Annotated in this window: 15 protein-coding genes and 1 pseudogene; 9 read left to right on the forward strand and 7 right to left on the reverse strand. The window is 59.2% G+C overall.

Features of this window, described 5'->3' with window-relative positions:
• Window positions 1-877, reverse strand: an 877-nt coding sequence (locus GIR22_RS08295; RefSeq protein WP_154742872.1) for a sigma-54-dependent transcriptional regulator family protein, incomplete at its 3' end; no start/stop codon positions are given.
• Between the two features lie 415 nt (window positions 878-1,292).
• Between GIR22_RS08295 and pqqA the strand changes: the two genes are divergently transcribed.
• The gene (gene pqqA / locus GIR22_RS08300) at window positions 1,293-1,364 is read left to right on the forward strand and encodes a pyrroloquinoline quinone precursor peptide PqqA (protein WP_154742994.1); all 72 of its coding nucleotides are present in this window, start codon (window positions 1,293-1,295) and stop codon (window positions 1,362-1,364) included.
• Between the two features lie 60 nt (window positions 1,365-1,424).
• On the opposite strand, the gene deoC is transcribed toward pqqA, so the two are convergent.
• Window positions 1,425-2,105: a deoxyribose-phosphate aldolase gene (gene deoC / locus GIR22_RS08305; RefSeq protein WP_154742873.1), complete on the reverse strand. Its 681-nt coding sequence runs from the start codon at window positions 2,103-2,105 to the stop codon at window positions 1,425-1,427.
• A 143-nt stretch (window positions 2,106-2,248) separates the two neighbouring features.
• Here deoC and deoR point away from each other — a divergent pair, with 143 nt between their 5' ends.
• The 8 genes from deoR to GIR22_RS08345 all read left to right on the forward strand — a co-directional run bounded on the left by deoR (window position 2,249) and on the right by GIR22_RS08345 (window position 11,129).
• Window positions 2,249-3,007, forward strand: coding sequence for a DNA-binding transcriptional repressor DeoR (gene deoR, locus GIR22_RS08310; protein ID WP_178122158.1), 759 nt, complete (start codon window positions 2,249-2,251; stop codon window positions 3,005-3,007).
• A gap of 170 nt (window positions 3,008-3,177) precedes the next feature.
• Complete coding sequence (locus tag GIR22_RS08315; RefSeq protein ID WP_154742875.1) at window positions 3,178-4,152, forward strand: substrate-binding domain-containing protein; 975 nt, start codon at window positions 3,178-3,180, stop codon at window positions 4,150-4,152.
• A 93-nt stretch (window positions 4,153-4,245) separates the two neighbouring features.
• On the forward strand, window positions 4,246-5,262 hold the full coding sequence (locus GIR22_RS08320) for a galactitol-1-phosphate 5-dehydrogenase (RefSeq protein WP_343039643.1): 1,017 nt from the start codon (window positions 4,246-4,248) through the stop codon (window positions 5,260-5,262).
• 109 nt (window positions 5,263-5,371) lie between these two features.
• Window positions 5,372-6,892: an FGGY-family carbohydrate kinase gene (locus tag GIR22_RS08325; protein ID WP_154742876.1), complete on the forward strand. Its 1,521-nt coding sequence runs from the start codon at window positions 5,372-5,374 to the stop codon at window positions 6,890-6,892.
• Window positions 6,889-7,875: a sugar-binding transcriptional regulator gene (locus tag GIR22_RS08330; protein WP_154742877.1), complete on the forward strand. Its 987-nt coding sequence runs from the start codon at window positions 6,889-6,891 to the stop codon at window positions 7,873-7,875. Before GIR22_RS08325 ends, GIR22_RS08330 begins: the two co-directional genes overlap by 4 nt.
• Entirely contained in the window at window positions 7,868-9,355 is a 1,488-nt protein-coding gene (locus GIR22_RS08335) for a sugar ABC transporter ATP-binding protein (RefSeq protein ID WP_154742878.1), read from the forward strand. The genes GIR22_RS08330 and GIR22_RS08335 overlap by 8 nt, the downstream gene beginning before the upstream one ends.
• A gap of 4 nt (window positions 9,356-9,359) precedes the next feature.
• A complete protein-coding gene (locus GIR22_RS08340) occupies window positions 9,360-10,388 on the forward strand; it encodes an ABC transporter permease (RefSeq protein WP_154742879.1) in 1,029 nt (342 codons plus the stop codon).
• Window positions 10,389-10,412: 24 nt separating this feature from the next.
• Complete coding sequence (locus GIR22_RS08345) at window positions 10,413-11,129, forward strand: HAD-IA family hydrolase (RefSeq protein WP_154742880.1); 717 nt, start codon at window positions 10,413-10,415, stop codon at window positions 11,127-11,129.
• Here the strand turns inward: GIR22_RS08345 and GIR22_RS08350 are convergent.
• The 5 genes and pseudogenes from GIR22_RS08350 to GIR22_RS08370 all read right to left on the reverse strand — a co-directional run bounded on the left by GIR22_RS08350 (window position 11,093) and on the right by GIR22_RS08370 (window position 18,314).
• Window positions 11,093-11,563 carry a GNAT family N-acetyltransferase gene (locus GIR22_RS08350; RefSeq protein ID WP_154742881.1) on the reverse strand — a complete coding sequence of 157 codons (471 nt, stop codon included), beginning with the start codon at window positions 11,561-11,563 and terminating at the stop codon, window positions 11,093-11,095. The two genes, GIR22_RS08345 and GIR22_RS08350, sit on opposite strands and share 37 nt — an antisense overlap.
• A gap of 34 nt (window positions 11,564-11,597) precedes the next feature.
• Window positions 11,598-13,775, reverse strand: a complete 2,178-nt coding sequence (locus GIR22_RS08355) for a TonB-dependent siderophore receptor (RefSeq protein WP_154742882.1) — start codon at window positions 13,773-13,775, stop codon at window positions 11,598-11,600.
• A 140-nt stretch (window positions 13,776-13,915) separates the two neighbouring features.
• Window positions 13,916-14,103, reverse strand: a pseudogene (locus GIR22_RS26320) (integrase); the annotation flags it as partial.
• A 435-nt stretch (window positions 14,104-14,538) separates the two neighbouring features.
• Window positions 14,539-16,848, reverse strand: a complete 2,310-nt coding sequence (locus tag GIR22_RS08365) for a restriction endonuclease subunit S (RefSeq protein ID WP_154742883.1) — start codon at window positions 16,846-16,848, stop codon at window positions 14,539-14,541.
• A complete protein-coding gene (locus tag GIR22_RS08370; protein WP_154742884.1) occupies window positions 16,845-18,314 on the reverse strand; it encodes a type I restriction-modification system subunit M in 1,470 nt (489 codons plus the stop codon). Before GIR22_RS08370 ends, GIR22_RS08365 begins: the two co-directional genes overlap by 4 nt.
• Window positions 18,315-18,380 lie beyond the last annotated feature (66 nt).

Raw genomic sequence — 18,380 nt, forward strand, 5'->3', positions numbered from 1 at the left:
GCGTGGTGTTGGCGCCGCCGTTGCACAGGCGCAGCAATTCGTCGACATCTACCGGGAGCAGCTCGCTGAGCCTGCGCCCTAGCAAGACGCCGTGACCATGGGTTTCATGTTCGACGAAGGCTGAACGGTTGGCGCCGATGACCCGGCCCTGATCGTCCAGTACCAGTAGTTGCTCGTTGGCCAGATCACTGATCTCCTCGCAGGGCTTGATCATCAACGTCAGGGTATTGCGATGGCTGTGGCGCAAATACGCGTTTTCGATCATCCGTGCGTACATGATCACCAGTTGCAGCGTCAGGTACTGCGCGGCTTTCGGGCCGTTGCTGTTCAGGCAAGAAGCATTGAGACAGCCGCGTACATTACCCAGTGAATCGAAGATCGGTGACACAGAGCAACTCAGCCGGTCGTTCTCGCGCAGGAAGTGCTCGTCGCGGTGGATGATCAGCGCGCTACCTGAAGCCAGCCCGGTGCCGATACCGTTGGTACCTACCAGCGACTCGTCCCAGCGAGACCCGATGATGAGCCCGGAGTCGGCATACGCGCTGCCGGTTGTCGGTACTTGAGAGTCCAGCGCGATGCCGCGCTCGTCGCTGAGCAGCACCGCAAAACCGGCCTGGCCCACCCGCTTGGCCAGGCCGCTGACGCCTTGGCCGGCAATGGACATGTAATCGTGGTGAAGTTCCTGGTGGCGATGGATCTCGGCGGCGCTGAGAACCACCTTGTTGCCGCGCCCGGCAGGTTCCAGGCCGTGCTCCATGACACTGCGATACCACGACTGCACAATCAGTCCATCGGATGGCAGGCTGCGGTCGGGAAAGTAGTCACCGACGAACGTATTGAGGTCGGTGGGGCCGGTTCCCAAGGTCTGTAAGGACATGATGACTCTCCTGATGCGGCTGCTTTGCGGAGGAGGCAGCGCATATTTATTGTTCTGGTTTCGCAAAAGCTCAAGGCTGCGCGAGTTGCCCCGGCGACGGGCGTGGAGCTTCAGACTAGCCGTTGCCGAAAAAATAGTCTGTTACAAAAAACTCTCCGCGCACAAAGACGCACCAGCAAAGCTCATGCCGGGTCAGCGGTGATGTCGACAGGGGCTCTGTGATGGGGGGTAGGCAGTGAGGTGGACAAGGGTGTTGCGCGTCGTCTGTGCCAAGGGTGCAGCAGGTGTAGTGAAAGTGTTGCGCCGAGGCGTTGAACTCGCGGTTCCGGCACGTGGCTGTCGGTCTTGCGGTACCTCTGCATCGGCGTATAACAGAGCTGCCGGAGCGTTCCGGCCTTCTCCAGGAGCATCGCTTATGTGGACCAAACCGACCTTCACCGACCTGCGCATCGGCTTTGAAGTCACCATGTACTTCGCCAGCCGCTGACTGCCAGGTTTCATCGTGGCACTGGCGGTCGCTCGTGACCGCCAGAATCTGCTGCTCGACTCAATAAGACCCCTCAACCGCCTTTGCACCGCTGACGATAGCGATGCCGGAACTGCTGCCCAACCGAGTGGCACCCGCTTCGACCATCCCTTGGGCGGTTGCCAGGTCACGCACTCCGCCCGAAGCCTTTACCCCGATGTTCGCGCCCACCACTTTGCGCATCAGGCGTACGTCCGCCAGGGTTGCGCCGCCATGGCCAAAGCCGGTAGAGGTCTTGACGAAGGCGACGTTCAGTTCGCGGCACAAGGTGCAGGCGCTGATTTTTTGTGCGTCGGTGAGCAATCCGGTTTCCAGGATGACTTTCAACGGCACCGCCCCGCATGCCGCCAAGACCTGGGCGATGTCGTCACGCACTTGATCCAGCAGGCCGTCTTTCAACCAGCCGATGTTCAGTACCATGTCGATCTCACCGGCACCGGCCTCGATCGCCAACTGTGCCTCATACGCCTTGGCCGCGCCCATGCCTGCACCCAGGGGGAAGCCGACCACCGCGCAGACCAAGGGTGCGGCGCCGCGCAGGCATTCGACGGCGAACGGCACATTGGCACTGTTGACGCACACGGATTTGAAGCTATGTTCACGGGCCTCCAGGCACAGTTGGCGAATACTCGCCTGTGAAGCATCAGCGGCCAGCAGGGTGTGGTCGATGTAGGTGGCAAGCGGCGAGACGTTAGGTGACATGGCAGGTGTCCTGTAAGGATGAGGTGATGAGAAAAGCCTGTTCGTGTTAAGTTGGATGCATTAAATGTGAAAAAAATAACATTGTAAATGGGATTTGTGACTGCCCTTGTCAAGGGATCGCAATCATCGGGGGTTGGAACGCAGTGGACTCAAAGAAAAACGAAAGATTTCGGGCCATGCACAATGCATTGCAGGGAAAGTCGGCGATTCATCTGCGGGACATGGCTGTGCTGCTCGGCGTATCGGAAATGACCTTGCGTCGTGACCTGGTGAATGACCCGCAAGGCTTGCGCCTGCTGGGCGGGCACGTGACCCGCAGCGGGTCGTTGGAGCCGGATTATCAGGTGGCTGAACAGGATCAGCGGCACATCGCCGAGAAGCGCCAGATCGGTGTGCGCGCCGCGAGCCTGGTGCGACCGGGCGACACTGTGTTTATCGATTGCGGCACCACCACGCCATTTATCGTCGAAGCCTTGCCCGATGACCTGGAGTTCACCGCGCTGTGCAACTCCCTCAACGTGATGCTCAAGCTCCAGCAAAAGCCCAACTGCACCATCATCCTCTGTGGTGGCACCTTTCATCGGCGCAACATGGTCTTCGAGAGCCGCGCCGAGGCGGGCATCCTGGAGGGTATCCGCGTGGCCTGGGCGTTTATTTCGGCGGCCGGTGTCAGTGCTGCCCACGGCGTGACCTGTTACAACCTCAACGAAGTAGAGGTCAAGCGGCGGGTGATGGCGCGGGCACAAACCTGCGTGCTGGTGGCCGACCATAGCAAGTTCGACCAGGTGCGCGCCGCACACTTTGCCGAGTTGGCGGACTTCCAGCGGGTGATCAGCGATGGCGGCCTTGAGGCGGCACAGCAGCAGGTCGTCAAGGACAGCGGGGCGATGTTGTTGATTTGATTGTGTTGGTTGTTATTTTTATTTCATTTGTTTGGATTTTAACAAATTTGCCTTGACACTCCCGGGTGCAAAAGCATAGTTTTTCAAATGTGATCGCTGTTCACATTTGTGAGCGCGGCCTCCCTGAAGGCCGCGCCCGAATCCAGACAACAATAAAAATAGGAATCACCATGTTACAGATAGCCCGTAAACCTGTTCGTGTGTTGTCCCTTGCATTGGCTGTGGCAGCTTCGGCGCTGGCGCTGAACGTTCAGGCCAAGGATCTGAAGATCGGTTTCAGCCAGGTCACCCTGCAATCTCCCTTCTATGTACAACTGCGCGATGGCGCCAAGGCTGCAGCGGCCAAGGGCGGCGACGAGCTGATTTTCCTCGATGCCAACGGCGATATCAGCAAACAGAACAACGACATCCAGGACCTGCTGACACGCAAGGTCGACATCCTCATCATCAATGCCGTGAACCCCGACGCGGTAGGCGCCGCACTCGACGCTGCGCAGCGCGCCAAGGTCCCGGTAATTGCCGTAGACCGGGCGATCAACGCTGCGGTGGCTACCACCATCGGTCGCAACAATGCCGAGATGGGCGAGCTGTCCGGCAAAGCCCTGGTCGCCGCGCTCAAGCAGCGCGGCGTGACCAAGGGCAAGATCATCGAGATCCAGGGCGATGCCGGCGGCACGGTCATGAAGGAGCGCCGCAAGGGCTTCCACACCGCCCTGGCCGGCACCGACTTCAAGATCATCGACGGCCCCTACAGCGAGTACATGCGCGCCAATGCCGTGACGGCGATGCAGGACCTGCTCCAGGCGCACTCCGACCTCAAGGCCGTGATCGCGCATAACGACGACATGGCCATGGGCGCGCTGCAAGTACTCACCGAAAGTGGCAAGAAAGACGTACTGGTGGCCGGGATCGACGGTTTGTCGGAAGCGCTGAACGCCATTCAGGGTGGCGATCAATATGTCTCCACCGCGCTCAACGACCCACGCTATTTGGGCGAGGTCGCGATTGAGGCGGCACGGGCGCTGGCCGCCGGCAAATCGGTGCCCAGCTTTGTCGATGCCGGCACCCAGGTGGTGACCAAGGCCAACGTGGCCGAGGTCAAGCACGACTCGACCTTCGGCGAATACCGCCCCGGCGCGCTCTAACGTTTCTGCGCCGACCCTTTGACCATTTTGCTGGCACCCCTTTACGGGAGGTGCCTGTTCGAACGCACTTATCAATCAATAGAGGATTTCACTGTGAAAGCGGCCGTCATGCACCAACCGGGCGATATCCGGGTCGAAGATGTTCCAAAACCGCAAGTCAAGGCTGGCCACGCCCTGGTTCGGGTTGCAGCCTGTGGCGTCTGCGGTTCGGACATTCCACGGATGCTCAGCAAGGGTGCCCATGTGATGCCGTTGATTTGCGGTCATGAGTTCGCCGGTTTCATCGAGGAGATTGGCGGCGGCGTCGAAGGCTACGCCATTGGCGAACTGGTGACAGTGCCGCCGATGATCCCGGACGTCAGCAGCGACCAATATGCCCGTGGTTTCCCATCGCGCTCGGAAAATTACGATTACTTCGGCAGCCGCCGCGACGGCGCCTACGCCGAGTACGTCAACGTGCCATTGAGCAACCTGATCAAGGTGCCTGAAGGCATGGATCCGATTGCCGCCTCCCTGGTGGACCCGGCGGCGATTGCCCTGCACGCGATCTGGAAGGCTGACTTCAAGGCCGGGCAGAGCGGGGCGGTGGTGGGCTGCGGGCCGATCGGCCTGTTTGCGATTCAATGGCTGCGCATCATGGGCGCCAAGGACATTGTCGCCATCGACATCGCCGAAGAAAAACTCGCCATGGCCCGTGAAGCGGGTGCCACCCATACGCTGCTCAGCGGCGCGCCGGATGCCGAACTGCCACGCTGCCAATTGGTGATTGAAGCGGCCGGCCATCCGAGCTCGATCAACCAGGCCGTGCAATTGACCAAGGCCGGCGGGCACGTGGTGTTTATCGGGATTCCAACCAGTGATGTGCCGATCAGCACCGCGACGTTCTCGCACTTCCTGCGCCAGGAAATCTCCTTGCACGGCGCCTGGAACTCGTTCTCCGCACCGTTCCCCGGTGACGAGTGGACCGCTTCCATCGACAAGCTGGCCTCGGGCGAATTGCATTGGCAGTTCATGATTACCCACGACTTGCCGCTGGATGAATTACCCGCCATGTTCAAGCGTTATGCCGATCGCAGCGAAGTGGCCGCCAAGGTGATTTTCCGTCCCTGATCCGCGCGCCTATGTTGTGTGTCGCCAAGCACCGCGATGCTTCTGGTGAGCGGTGCTGTGAGGCTTAAAACAAAAAGCGTCGTCATCACAAGACGCAGGAGGACTACCGATGACCTTGTTGCTGGGACTGGATTTTGGAACAGGTGGGGTGCGGGCCGGTTTGTATGACTTGCACAGCCACAAACTGGTGCAGGTCGCCGAAGCGTCCTATGCCACGCAGTACCCGCAATTGGGCTGGGCAGAACAGACACCGGCCGACTGGTGGTCGGCCTTGGGCAAGGCCTGCCGCCAACTGATGGCCCAGGCCGGGCACCCTCAGGTGGCCGCCGTGTGCGTGGCAACCACGGCCTCCACGGTGGTGGTTGCCCAGGCCGATGGCCAGCCGTTGGCCCCGGCGTTGTTATGGATGGATTGCCGCGCCGCTGCCGAGTCGGCGCGCTCGGCCCACGTGACGCATCCGATGATGAATCAGGGCGGCGACGCAGTGGAGTGGCTGGTACCCAAGGCCATGTGGCTGGCCGAGCACGAACCCCAGGTGTATCAGCGTGCCGAGCGCATCTGCGAGGCGGTGGACTGGATCAACTTTCAACTGACCGGGCGTTGGGTTGCCTCCCAGCTCAATGCCAGTTGCAAGTGGAACTACGACACCCTGCAGCAGCGTTTCCCGGTGGAGTTGTATGCTGAACTGGGCGTGCCGGAACTGGCGGAAAAACTCCCCCAGGAAGTGATCAAGGTTGGCGGACGTATTGGTCCGTTGACCCTGGATGCGGCCAACCATCTGGGCCTGAGCCGCGACACGCTGGTCGCCCAGGGCGGTATCGACGCCCACATGGCGATGCTCAGCGCTGGCACCACTGGCGCCGGTGAGCTGCTGTTTATCGGCGGCACCTCGGTGGTGCAGTTGATGCACACTCCGCAACGCATCGATGTGCCGGGCATTTGGGGGCCATACCCCGGCGCCTTGCTCGATAACCAATGGTTGATGGAAGGCGGACAAGTCTCGGCCGGTTCGATCCTCAACTGGCTGGCGCAAAAGATGTTCGGCCTCGACGACGCGGGCCATCAACAGCTGATCCGTCAGGCGGCAGAACTGCAGCCAGGATCCACCGGCCTGCTGGTGCTCGATTACTGGATGGGCAACCGCACGCCGTATCGCTCGCCGGACATGCGCGGGGCGATCATGGGCCTGTCGCTGAACCACGATCGGCATGACCTGTATCGCGCGTCAGTGGAAGCCATTGCCTTGGGCTCGGCGAACATCTTTCACACCTGGCGCGCCGAAGGCATCGACATTACCCGTGTGGTGGCCGCCGGTGGTTTCCAGAAGAACCCACTGTGGTTGCAGGCCACCGTAGATGCGACGGGCGTACCGTTCGAAATGGTGCCCCACGACAACCTCACCCTGATCGGCACGGCTGCAGCCGCAGCCTGTGCCCTGGGCGCGTTCGGCACCTTGCAGGAAGCCGCGACCGACTTCACCACCGTTGGCCGGTTGATCGAGCCCGATCCATACGCCCACGAGCAGTACATCGAGTTGCTGGGCCGTTACCGTGCCGCGACTGACAGCGTCGCGCCCATCAGTTGCAAACCACCGGCAAACCGCACGCTCGGTGTAAGGCCGGCAGCATGAGCGCCCGTCCTGACGAGTCATTTCCCCCCAGGCTGTCGGCGGATTCCCCACGCGACGACCTGATGGTCCAGGTGGCAAAGCTCTATTACGACCTGGAGAAGACCCAAAGCGAAATCTCCCGGGAGACCGGCCTGACCCGTTGGCAGGTCAGTCGACTGCTGCGCGAGGCGCGCGATTGCGGAGTGGTGCGCATCGATATCGTCGCCCGCTCAGCGCGCTTGCCGCAGCTTGAAGTCGCGTTGCAACGGCGCTTTGGCTTGCGTGAAGCCTTGGTGCTGGACGTCGACGACAATGACACTGCGTTGAATGTCGTGACTCAGGCCGCCGCTTGTTATCTGTGCAATCTACAGCCGATGCCGGCGCTGATCGGCGTGTCCTGGGGCCGAACCTTGACGAAAATGGCCCAGTGGCTGGTGCCGCGCTGGAACGAGGGCGTCAATGTGGTGCTGCTTAACGGCGCGATCAATACCCGGTCGATGGGCGAGCCCAGCCATAACGTCGCCGAGCGCTTCGCCCAGGCGGCCCGCGGCCAGGCAACATTGCTGCCGGTGCCGGCGATTCTCGGGCACGCCCATACCCGCCAAGCCCTTGAGCAGGACCCGGTGATCGCCCAGGTGCTGCGCCTGGGCGAGGCCGCGCCTGTGGCGTGTTTCAGCCTGGGAGAGTTGTCCGACCATTCGGTGTTGATGGAGTCGGGTTATATCGACCGGCCGTTGCTGGCCGCGCTGGAAAAGCTGGGGGCCGTGGGCGACATCATGGGCCGGTTTATCGGCATGGATGGTGAGCCGGTGATGCCCGAGCTGGACGCCCGCACCCTGGGCCTGCCACTGGCGGCGTTGCGCGACAAGCCCTGGTCGATCGCCGTCTGCGTCGGTGCCCACAAGCACCGGATCGTTCACGCCAGCGTCAAGGCCGGTTACGTCAATGTGCTCGCCACCGACGTCGGCACCGCCCGTTATCTGCTGGAGCAGGATCATGAATGAGTTGGCCCTGGATATTCGCCATGTCAGCAAGCGTTTTCCGCCTAACGTGGTGGCGCTGACGGACGCTTCCCTCGACGTTCGCCCGGGAGAGGTGCATTGCCTGCTGGGGGCCAATGGCGCGGGCAAAAGTACCCTGTTGAAGATCGTCGCCGGCGCCCACCGGCCGGACGCTGGCGAAATGTCGATCGCCGGCCGGCGCGTCGATCTGAAAACCCCGCAACAGGCACGCCAGGCCGGGATCGCGATGATCTATCAGGAACTGGACCTGATCCCGCAAATGACCGTCGAGGAAAACCTCATGCTCGGTTATGCGCCCCAGCGCTTCGGTATTATTTCACGGGGCCGGCGCAGTGCGTTGGCCAAGGCTGCCTTGTTGCGAGTGGGGGCGAACTTCTCCAGTACCGACCGGGTCGGCAGCCTGTCGATTGCCAATCAGCAACTGGCGGCCATTGCCCGGGCGCTGACCTGCGAGGCGAAGCTGGTGGTGATGGATGAACCATCCGCCGCGCTCAATGAAACCGAGCTCAAGCGGGTGTTCCAGGTGATTCGTGAAATGACCGCCGCTGGGGTCGCGGTGCTGTACGTCAGCCATCGCTTGAACGAAATTCGCGAGATCGGTGATCGGGTCACGGTGCTGCGTGCCGGCCGCACCTTGCAAACCCATGAGTTGACGCAGATCGACGACCAGGCATTGATCGCCGCCGTTGTGGGTGAGCACCGCGATTTGCTGGAGCGCAGCCCACGTCAGGCGCCTCTTGAAAATCTGGCGCTGAATATTCGTCGACTGCAAGGTGAGCACGGCCTGGACGTGCAGGGGTTGGAAGTGCGCCAAGGTGAAATCGTTGGCCTCGCCGGGCTCAACGGTGCGGGCCGCAGCACCTTGCTCAAGGCCTTGTTTGGGGTGGGCCGCAATGCCAGCGATGTCGAGTTGTTCGGCCAGCCCTATCGCCCGCAGACCTCGCGCCAGGCCATCCGCCAGGGTGTCGGGTTGGTGCCGGAGAACCGCAAGACCGAGGGCCTGTTGCTGGATGCGCCGATCTACCGCAACGCCTGCCTGGTGCATACCCGGCACTTGAACTGGTTTTCCCATCGCCAGGCCAAGGACCGCGCCGGACCGGTGCTGCAACGCTTGCAGACCAAGCTCGACAACCTTGAACAACCGGTGCGCCAGTTGTCTGGAGGCAACCAACAGAAAGTGGTCATGGCCAAGTGGGTGATCGATGGAGCACGGCTGTTGCTGCTCGACGAGCCGAGTCGCGGCCTGGATGTCGGCGCCAAGGCCGACCTCTACGCCCTGGCGCGCAGCCTGGCGCAAGAGGGCGCTGCAGTGTTGGTCGCCAGCAGTGAGCTGGATGAGTTGTATGTCAATTGCGACCGGATCTGGGTCATGCATGAGGGGCGCAATGCGGTGTGTTTCGACCCCTTGAATGCCAGCCGCGACCAGATCGACCAGGCCATCCTTATCGGTAAAAGAGTGTAGAACCATGACTATTGCCAGTAATCCAACCCCTGTTTTTGACAAGCCCGTAGCCCTGTCGAGCAGCCGCCGCCGTGCGCTGCTGGAATGGGTTATGCGTTACAACTTCGTGTTCATTTTCCTGTTTGCAGTGGTGGTGGCGACCTTCCTGTCCGACGACTTCCTGACCTTCGGCAACATCGCCAACCTGTTCCAGCAGGGAGCGATTGTCGGGATCATCGCCATCGGCATGACCTTCGTCATCCTTACGGCCAACATCGACCTGTCGGTGGGCAGCTTATGTGCCTTCGGCGGAATCCTGGTGGCGGTGCTGCTGCAACAGCAGGTCAGCGGCTGGCTGGCGGTGCCGGCGACCTTGCTGGTGGGCCTGGCCGTTGGCGCCTTGATGGGCAGCCTGACGGTGTTTGGCAAAGTGCCGAGCTTCATCATTACGCTGGCCGGGCTGGTGTCGCTGCGTGGCGCGACGTTCCTGGCTTCCGACGGCGCGCCGATTGGTGGGCTGCCGGCCAGCTTCACGGCGTTCGGTTCGTCGATGATCGATATCTTGCCCAGTGCGGGTATCGCGTTTCCGGTGCTGGGGCTGATCTTCATCCTGATCACCGTGTTCGCTTGGCTGGTGCTGCGCTACACCGTGTTTGGCGAATATGTGCTGGCCACCGGCGGCAACCTGGAAGCCGCGCGGCTGTCCGGGGTGCCGGTGCGTGCGGTGACGGTGGCGGTATTCGCCATTTGCGGCGGCCTGGCGGCATTTGCTGGTTTATTGATGACCTCGCGCCTGCACGTCGGCCAGCCGACCGCGGCCCAAGGGCTGGAACTGGATGCCATCGCGGCCGTGGTCCTGGGTGGCACCAGCCTGTTCGGCGGGCGCGGCAGCGTGGTCGGCACGGCGGTGGCGGTGATGCTGCTGCAGGTGTTGCGCAATATCTTCAACCTGCTGGGGCTTGGCTCGTTCTACCAGATGGCTATCACTGGGGTGATCATTGTCCTGGCGATCCTGCTCAATCGGTTGATCGACCATTACGCTGGCCGTACCTGAACCTTTTAAACACGGAACCCTGCGATGAATGCACCCACGCGCGCGCCCGGCCCGGTCAAGGCCGTGATCTTCGACATGGATGGCCTGCTGCTCGACACCGAAGGCATCTACACCGAAGTGACGCAGTTGATTGCCGACCGCTACGGTCGCACGTTCGACTGGAGCATCAAGCAGAACACCATTGGCCTGGGGGCCTACGAGCTGGCCAGTTACATCGTCCAGGCCCTGGGCTTGCCGATGAGCCCCGAGGAATTTTTGCAGGTGCGCACGCCGTTGATGAATGAGCGCTTCCCGCGCGCGACGGCGATGGCTGGGGCCCAGGCACTGGTGCGGCACCTGTCGGCGCAGGGTATTCCGATTGCCGTGGGTACCAGTTCTTCGCGGCATTACTTCGAGCTGAAAACCACCTTGCACCGTGACTGGTTCGCCTTGTTCGACGCCATCGTCACGGCCGATGATCCCCAGGTCGGCGCTGCCAAGCCAGCGCCGGATATCTTCCTGGTGGCCGCCGAGCGCCTGGGTGTCAAGCCCGCTGACTGCATCGTGTTCGAAGACTCACCGTTTGGCATCAGCGCTGCCAAAGCTGCCGGCATGTATGCCGTGGCGATCCCGGACCCGGCGATGCCCGACGAGAAATTCCACCACGCGGACCTCCGCCTGCTCAGCCTGGAGGCTTTCGATTTGCAGGGTTGGGGGTTGCCCGGTTATCTGTCACCCGACGTTGGAAAGGTTGCACCTTGACGCTCGTACCTCAGGTAGTTGTGTGCACCAGTACCGGTGCAGACGAAACCGGCTCGCTCATACATTGACTTCGCAGGGTTATCAGGGTGAACACTCAACGCCAGGTGAGTGAAGCCCTGTCTCGTTGCATCCAGCGTATACGCATCAAGTAACGCCCGGCCAATACCGGCTCGCCTGTACGACTCGTGGACGTTGATTGTGCAAAGCTCGGCGCAGCCTTTCTCGGGTGCCCACAACGAGTATCCGGCGAACTGCTCGCCAATGACCGCGACTGTCATCCGCTCAAAGTTCTCTACCCACCGAGTCAGGTGTCGCTCCATCTGGGAGCGCCAAGCCTGTTCATGATCGGGTTCCCAGCGCCGAATATAGGACTGTTCTCCCCTGTATATCGATGGAAGATCCGTGACCCGTGCTTGTCTTAATCTGAGCGCCATCCTGGTGCCTTGTGGGTAATTGGGCCAGGGCAACTTAGAAGCTGTACTTGGCGGTCAGCATCAGGTTGCGGGGGGTGCCGTAGGTGTCGCCACCATAGCTCACGGAATTGGAGATGGACGAGTAGTACTTGCGATCGAAGATGTTGTTGGCGTTGAGTTGTAGGTCCAGGTGCTGGTTGACCTTGTAGCCGGCCATCAGGTCTGTAATGGCGTAGGCGCCCTGCTTGAGCCGGTAGTTACTGCCATCGAGCAGTTTGATGTCGTTGTACAGGCGGCTCTGCCAGGAGACGTTGCCGCCGACGCGCAGTTTTTCCAGCGGGCCCTGGAAACGGTAGTTGGTGGACAGCTTGAACATGTGCTCCGGCGTGTCGGTGTCGAAGCGCTGGTTCACGTTCTGTGGATTGGCATTATCCTTGATGGTGTGCAAACGAGCGTAGGTATAGCCGCCGCCTACCTGCCAGTTTTCGGTCAATGCGCCCTGCAGTTCGAAGTCGATGCCCTGGCTGCGAATCTCTCCGGAGGCCTCATTGCAGGTTGCCTGCGGGCAGTTCGCCACGAGCACCTGTACTGCGCGGTTTTCCTGGTCGACGCGGAACAGGGCCAGGCTCGCATTCAGCGCACCATCAAGGTATTCGCCCTTGATACCGACCTCGTAGTTCTTGCCAACGATCGGCTTAAGCGGGGTGCCGGAGGTGTCCTTGGCGCTCTGCGGAGTGAAGATGTCGCTGTAGCTGACATAGACCGAGTGCTGGTCGTCCAGGTCGTAGATCAGGCCTGCGTAACGGGTGAGGTTACGGGTGACCTTGTAGTCCCCGTCGCCATCACGGTTGTCATAGTCGTACCAGTCCAGGCGTGTGCCGAGGATCAGTTTAAGCGGGTCGGCCAGGCTCAGGCGGGTGGTGATGTAGATACCATCCTGAGTGGTGACTTCGCGGCTGTTGCCAGTGTGGACAAAGTCCGGTTTGCCGGCATTGATCGGCCAATTGGTGTCATACGGGGCGTAGTCGTGGGTGGTCATGTCGTAGATGCGCTTGCTGGCACCCACCACCAGTTCATGTGTACGCCCGAACGCGTCGAAGGGGCCACTGACAAAGGCGTCCACGCCGGCCTGGTTTTCATCGTGGGCAGACTGGTAGACAGTCCGGGCCAGTGTGTTGTTCGCCCAGCGCGACTGGTAAGACCCGGTGAACATCGCGTTCTGCTCGGAGTAGTTGGCGTTGAACTGAAGCTGCCAGTCATTGGCCAGGCGCTGACGGACTTCGGCGAAAAGGGTGTTGATCTCCTGATCTTTGTTCTCCCAATCAGTGCCGGGGTTGTACGAACGCGGCAGGTCCAGATGATGGCCGTCAAGACCGATCATCGAAGATCCCCAGAAGTAATTGGTCTTGTCTTTCTGGTGCGAGAAACCGAGGGTGAGGGTGGTGTCTTCGCTCAGGTCTGCTTCGGTGACCGCGTAGAACAGGCCGTGATCTTCCTCGGCATTATCTACGAAGCTGTTGGTATCGCGATAAGACGCGACTACTCGGCCGCGCAGGGTGCCACTGTCGTTGAGCGGGCTGGAGGCGTCGATCTCGCCACGGTAGTCGTCCCAACGGCCGGCGGCGCCGGTCAGGGTGACTCTCTGTTCGGCGAGTGGCCGTTTGCGTACAAGGTTGATGGCCGCCGAAGGGTTGCCAGCTCCGGTCACCAGGCCGGTGGCACCGCGCACAATCTCGACCCGATCGAACATCGCCAGGTTTGGCTGAGCGCCGACAGTCCAGCCTTGATAGCCACTTGGAATGCCGTCATACATGAGGTTGTCGATGTCGAAACCGCGCGCTGAGTATGTCTGCCGACCGGGGCCACTGGAAAAGTCGAGGAACAACCCAGGAGTGGCCTTCACCACGTCGTTGATGCTGGTCATGGCCTGGTCATCCATGCGCTGACGGGTAATGACGGTGACGGCTTGTGGTGTTTCACGCATTGTCAGCGGCAGCTTGGTCGCAGTCGACATTGCGCCAGTGGTGTAGGAGTTGGAGTCTTCGGTAATACTGCCCAGTTGGCTACTGGTGATTTCGGTGGCGCCTAGTTCCAGGGTGGTCGGCTCGGACTTCTCCTGCGTAACGCGGCTGTCATCGGCCAATGCCGGCGCCAGGGAGGCCATGCAAATGGCCATGGTCAAAAGATCTCTGGACGGGTGGAAATAACGCAGCGAGTTGGCACACGACGACATGAACGGCCTCCGCAAATACTAATAATTATAAGAATCATTATTAATAAGTATCTCAGGATTTGTCGTAGCAAAAAAGCTGGGCAGGCAAAAAGTTAGTGATCATAGAGAAGGAGGGGGAGACAGTCGGATTCTGGCGTGATCAACGGTATTTGAGGATCGCGACCTGTTGCAGTGCCTACTGGATGCCGGCAGTTGAAATTCCACTGCATCGAGCAATTGACCCTGACTCGCACTGGAGCCCGTCGCCATCGGTGAGGACGTAATCCTTGTCTTTCGGTTTGACCGCCTTGAGCTGGCGGTCGGAGAGGCGGGTGGTTTGAGTGCACATGAGAAGTTCTCCATGACACCTTTTGGTATTCCCAAGATTAGCGCCGGGTAGCCGGGAATGCCATTGGGAATACCAAATCGCCGGGAACTCAAAAAACCTGGAAAGCCTCCCGCAGCCCTGAAGCCCCCGTATTCACTGGATTTCAGGCACAAAAAAAGACGTCCGTGGACGTCTTTAGATGATGAAGTGGTGGGCCGGGGTAATCTGAAATGGGTTGTTAAGCTTTTGATTCTGCTGGGTAACATTAGATGTCACATCTCTTTGGAATACCAACTGGAATACCATGAGAAATTGAACTGATCAGATGTCGTACTCAACACTTTGGTCCTTGCTGATAGATCTGGGCGCGACAAATTTAGCTTGGGCCAATTTCGGTGGTCGCTTAGCGGTCAGCTTTAACGGCTTGATTTTCTAGTCGTTCAGAGGGCCATCTGTTTACTCTATGCCGAGTAAGTTGCGCATCCCACCCGTGGTGCGCTTGCCAAAGCCCGTGGGTATGAGGGTTTTTTGCTCTTTCATCTCAGCCAATACCGCCAACCACTCGGTTTTGCTGAAGCGCAGTTTGGTATCGTTCCAGCTATGCATGACTTCGGCCACGATGGCTTCATCGGTTACCGGGCGGCCCTCCAGGATGAAATCGTTCCAGGCTGCGTAAAGTGTGACGGTCATTTCGCAATGATCTGTATTCCACTCTCGCATCAGCTCGATAACTTGCTCAATAGAAGCGCGCTCCGTGGCCATCCAGGCGTTCTTATACGCCTGCTGATGTTGCCCAGCGTGTGAGAGCGGGCGGTAGGCATGGCCAACAGTCTCGCGCTCAATACGCTCGTACCACTTACGGTTTTGCAACTCACCTTCGATCTGATTCATCAAATGGCGATCATGTGGGCCGGCGGCGTCGCGGAGGTAGTCACCCTGAATGGCGGCGAGCCTGGCGACGTGTTCGGCTAAGTAAATCACCTTCTGCAGCTTGCGTTGGCCGAAGGTGCGTTGGCTATGTAGCCGATGAGTGATTTCTGCTGCGAGCAGGGTGCGAGCTACTCGCCGGTCCGTAATACTAGGAGCCTGCCGGCTATCTTCGTCTAGAGCTCGTTCGACCAAGGTGCTGGCTAATTGCTCGCTCAGCTGACGGGCTTGGGTTAGTCGGGTTTGGAGTTGCTCGCAAAGTGTCATTAGTTGATCGACTTTGCCGACGATTTTGTGTTGTTCTGCGAGCGGTGGAAGAGCAATTGGATAGTCATTCATTGCTTTGAGGCCAAGATTCTTGATTGTGGTCCCAGTCGCGCTTTTTAAGGCGTATTTCATAAATCCAGGGGCCTCAATCAACAATCTGACAAAGTGTTTGGATACTCCGCTGGCAAGGTTGAAGTAGCAGGCACTTTTCCCTAAAATAATTTTTTCATGTTTGTAAAAAGCAACATTTCCGATAGTGCCGTTGATTGAAACTAGGATGCTTTGCTCATCCAGTGACTTCTTATGTTTGGAATACTCACTTTCACTAACGGTCTTGGTTTCTGGCTTGATGACTATCTTGCCTTGCTTCAAGTTGTTTCCGTTCACGAAGTAGTAATCACCATCTGGGCTATAAATCGGCGTGCCGTGCAGGCCATCACCTAGTTGTCGCGTTATCTGTGAAAGCCTAACCCACTTCCACCCCCGGGGCGTTTGAAATACTCTATCTTCTGAAGGAATAGGGGCCGTCAGCTTTGGCTTTCTGATTTTTCCTTCTGAGTGTAGCAGCGCTATCTCTTTAGTTATTTTTCCCAGTAACTCGTCGGCTGGTTCATCGTTTGGATCTTGCGGTACCAACTTTCCCATCACGGCCAATTGCAGCAGAGTTTGTTTAAGGGCGTCGATGCTGGATTCGGTGGTGAACAGGGTTTGGAAGTGTTCGGCCAGGCGTTGCCAGTTGGCGGCGAAGTCGGTGGCGTCGCTGGCTTGGGGCAGGCTGTCGAGTAGCGTTTGCACCAGTTTGGTGTGGGCGTTTTCGGTGTCGGCCTGCTGAGCTTCCAGGCGGTCGCACAGGGCCATCAGCTCGTCGACTTTGGCAACGATGCGGTGTTGTTCGGCGAGTGGAGGAAGCCCTACTGGCTGAGCAAGGAAAGGCCCACGATTAATGTGTGCCATAACTAGGCCATGAGCATGGTCACTATCGGCAAGAACCTTGATCGCCCACTTCAACAACCAATAAAGATACTGATCGTGCATCACTGCGCTAGGAATTACGCGAAATATGTGCTGGTTAAGAACGGCTTGCTCACCCTGCCAAATAAACGCATCAAGGGTCGCAGACCAAGAAACCAGAATATCGCCGGGGCTGACCACTACCGAACTATCAACTTCTCGTTCGGTACGATTGAACTCGGAATTTCGACCAGAAAGATTCTGAATCCGAATAATCGGTCTTCCTATGCTAGACCAGTCACTAGGCTTGAATGCCAGCCCATTGATGTAGTCACCGGTATCAACAATACGGCACCACACCCAACCACATGGCAACCTAAATGGCTGCTCATTATTCGTAACTTCCACGGCAGGCTTTTCTTTTTTAATTTTCCCGTCGGCCATTGCTTTAACACGTGCAGTACGAGACGCATCCAACCCTGATTTTGCGGATAAATCCTCGGATTGTTGCGTTACAAGCTGACCGCGCACCGCCAACTCCAGAATCAGCTCACGCAGCTTCTTGATGCCATTCGGCGCACCGGCCAGCAGCGGCAGATTGTTGGTGAGCAACGCTGTCATACCTTGCGCTCCAGGGCTTCGGCCAGCACGGCCTTGAGCTGGTCGCGCAGGTCACTGATCTCGCTTTGCAGCGTGGCGTAGTTACGCAGCAGCTCGTCCGGGTCATGGCTGATCTGTTCGCCGATATGAGGGTTCTTGCAGTCTAGGTTCCAGTTGCGGGCCTGCAACTCCTCAACGCTGACCTTCCAGGCGAATTCGTGTTCTACTCGTGCGGCAAAGCCATCGGCTTCGCTGCCCCACCATGCCTCTTCCACGGCGAACTCCTCGATACGCATGGGGCGAGTCTTGGAGTAGTTCTTCACGCCGACCGGATACTGGTGTTCGTAGAACCACACCTGTTTGGTCGGTGTGCCTTTAGTGAAGAAGAGCAGGTTGGTCTTGATACCGGTGTAGGGGTTGAACACGCCGTTGGGTAAGCGAACGATGGTGTGCAGGTTGCACTCCGTCAGCAGTTTTTCCTTGATACGGCTTTTGATGCCTTCGCCAAACAGAAATCCATCGGGCAGCACCACGGCGGCGCGGCCACCGTCTTTCAGTAGCTGCATGATCAGCACCAGAAACAAATCGGCGGTTTCGCGGGTGCGGAAGGCGGCAGGGAAGTTGGTTTCAATGCCGTCTTCTTCCATGCCACCGAACGGCGGGTTAGCCACTATGCAGTGCACGCGTTCGCTCGGGCCCCAGCTGATCAGCGGTTTGCTCAGGGTATTGTCGTGACGGATCTGGCTTGGCACCTCGATGCCGTGCAGGATCATGTTGGTGGTGGCAAGCAGGTGCGGCAGCGGCTTTTTTTCCACGCCGAAGATGCTGGCCTGCAGGGTGCGCTCGTCCTCGGCGGTTTTTACATAGCGGCTGCGTTTGTGCTCGATGGCGCAGGTGAGAAAGCCGCCGGTGCCGCAGGCCGGGTCCATGACCTTTTCATCCAGCTTGGGATCGACCATGCGCACCATAAACTCTGTGACCGGGCGCGGGGTATAGAACTCGCCAGCGTTGCCCGCGTTCTGCAGGTCGCGCAGCAGTTGCTCATAGAGGTTGCCGAACTCGTGGCGCTCTTGGGCTTTGTTGAAGTCCACGCCTTCTTGAATCTTGTTGATCACCTGGCGCAGCAACTGCCCGGACTTCATGTAGTTGTAGGCGTCTTCAAACACGCTGCGCACCACAAAGGCCGAGGGCGTGTTGCTGTACTCGTGCAGGTTCTGCAATTGGGGGAACAGATTATTGTCGATAAAGTCCTTCAGCGCATCGCCGGTCATGCCTTCCGGGTTGGCGGCCCAGGTACGCCAGCGGCAACTGTCGGGAATGGGCGAGCGATAGTTGTCATCCATCAGTTCCCATTCAAGCTCGCGGTCATCGAAGATTTTCAGGAACAGTAGCCAGACCAACTGGCCGATGCGCTGGGCGTCGCCGTCTACGCCAACGTCTTTGCGCATGATGTCCTGGATGGACTTGATGGTGGAGCTAATGGACATGAAGTTCTCTCAACGCGTACCGCAAGGGGGGCGAAATTCTACCGGATAGTGGGGGCGACTGCTTTG

Source organism: Pseudomonas karstica, assembly GCF_009707515.1.
In the GTDB taxonomy this organism is placed as follows: Bacteria; Pseudomonadota; Gammaproteobacteria; order Pseudomonadales; family Pseudomonadaceae; genus Aquipseudomonas; species Aquipseudomonas karstica.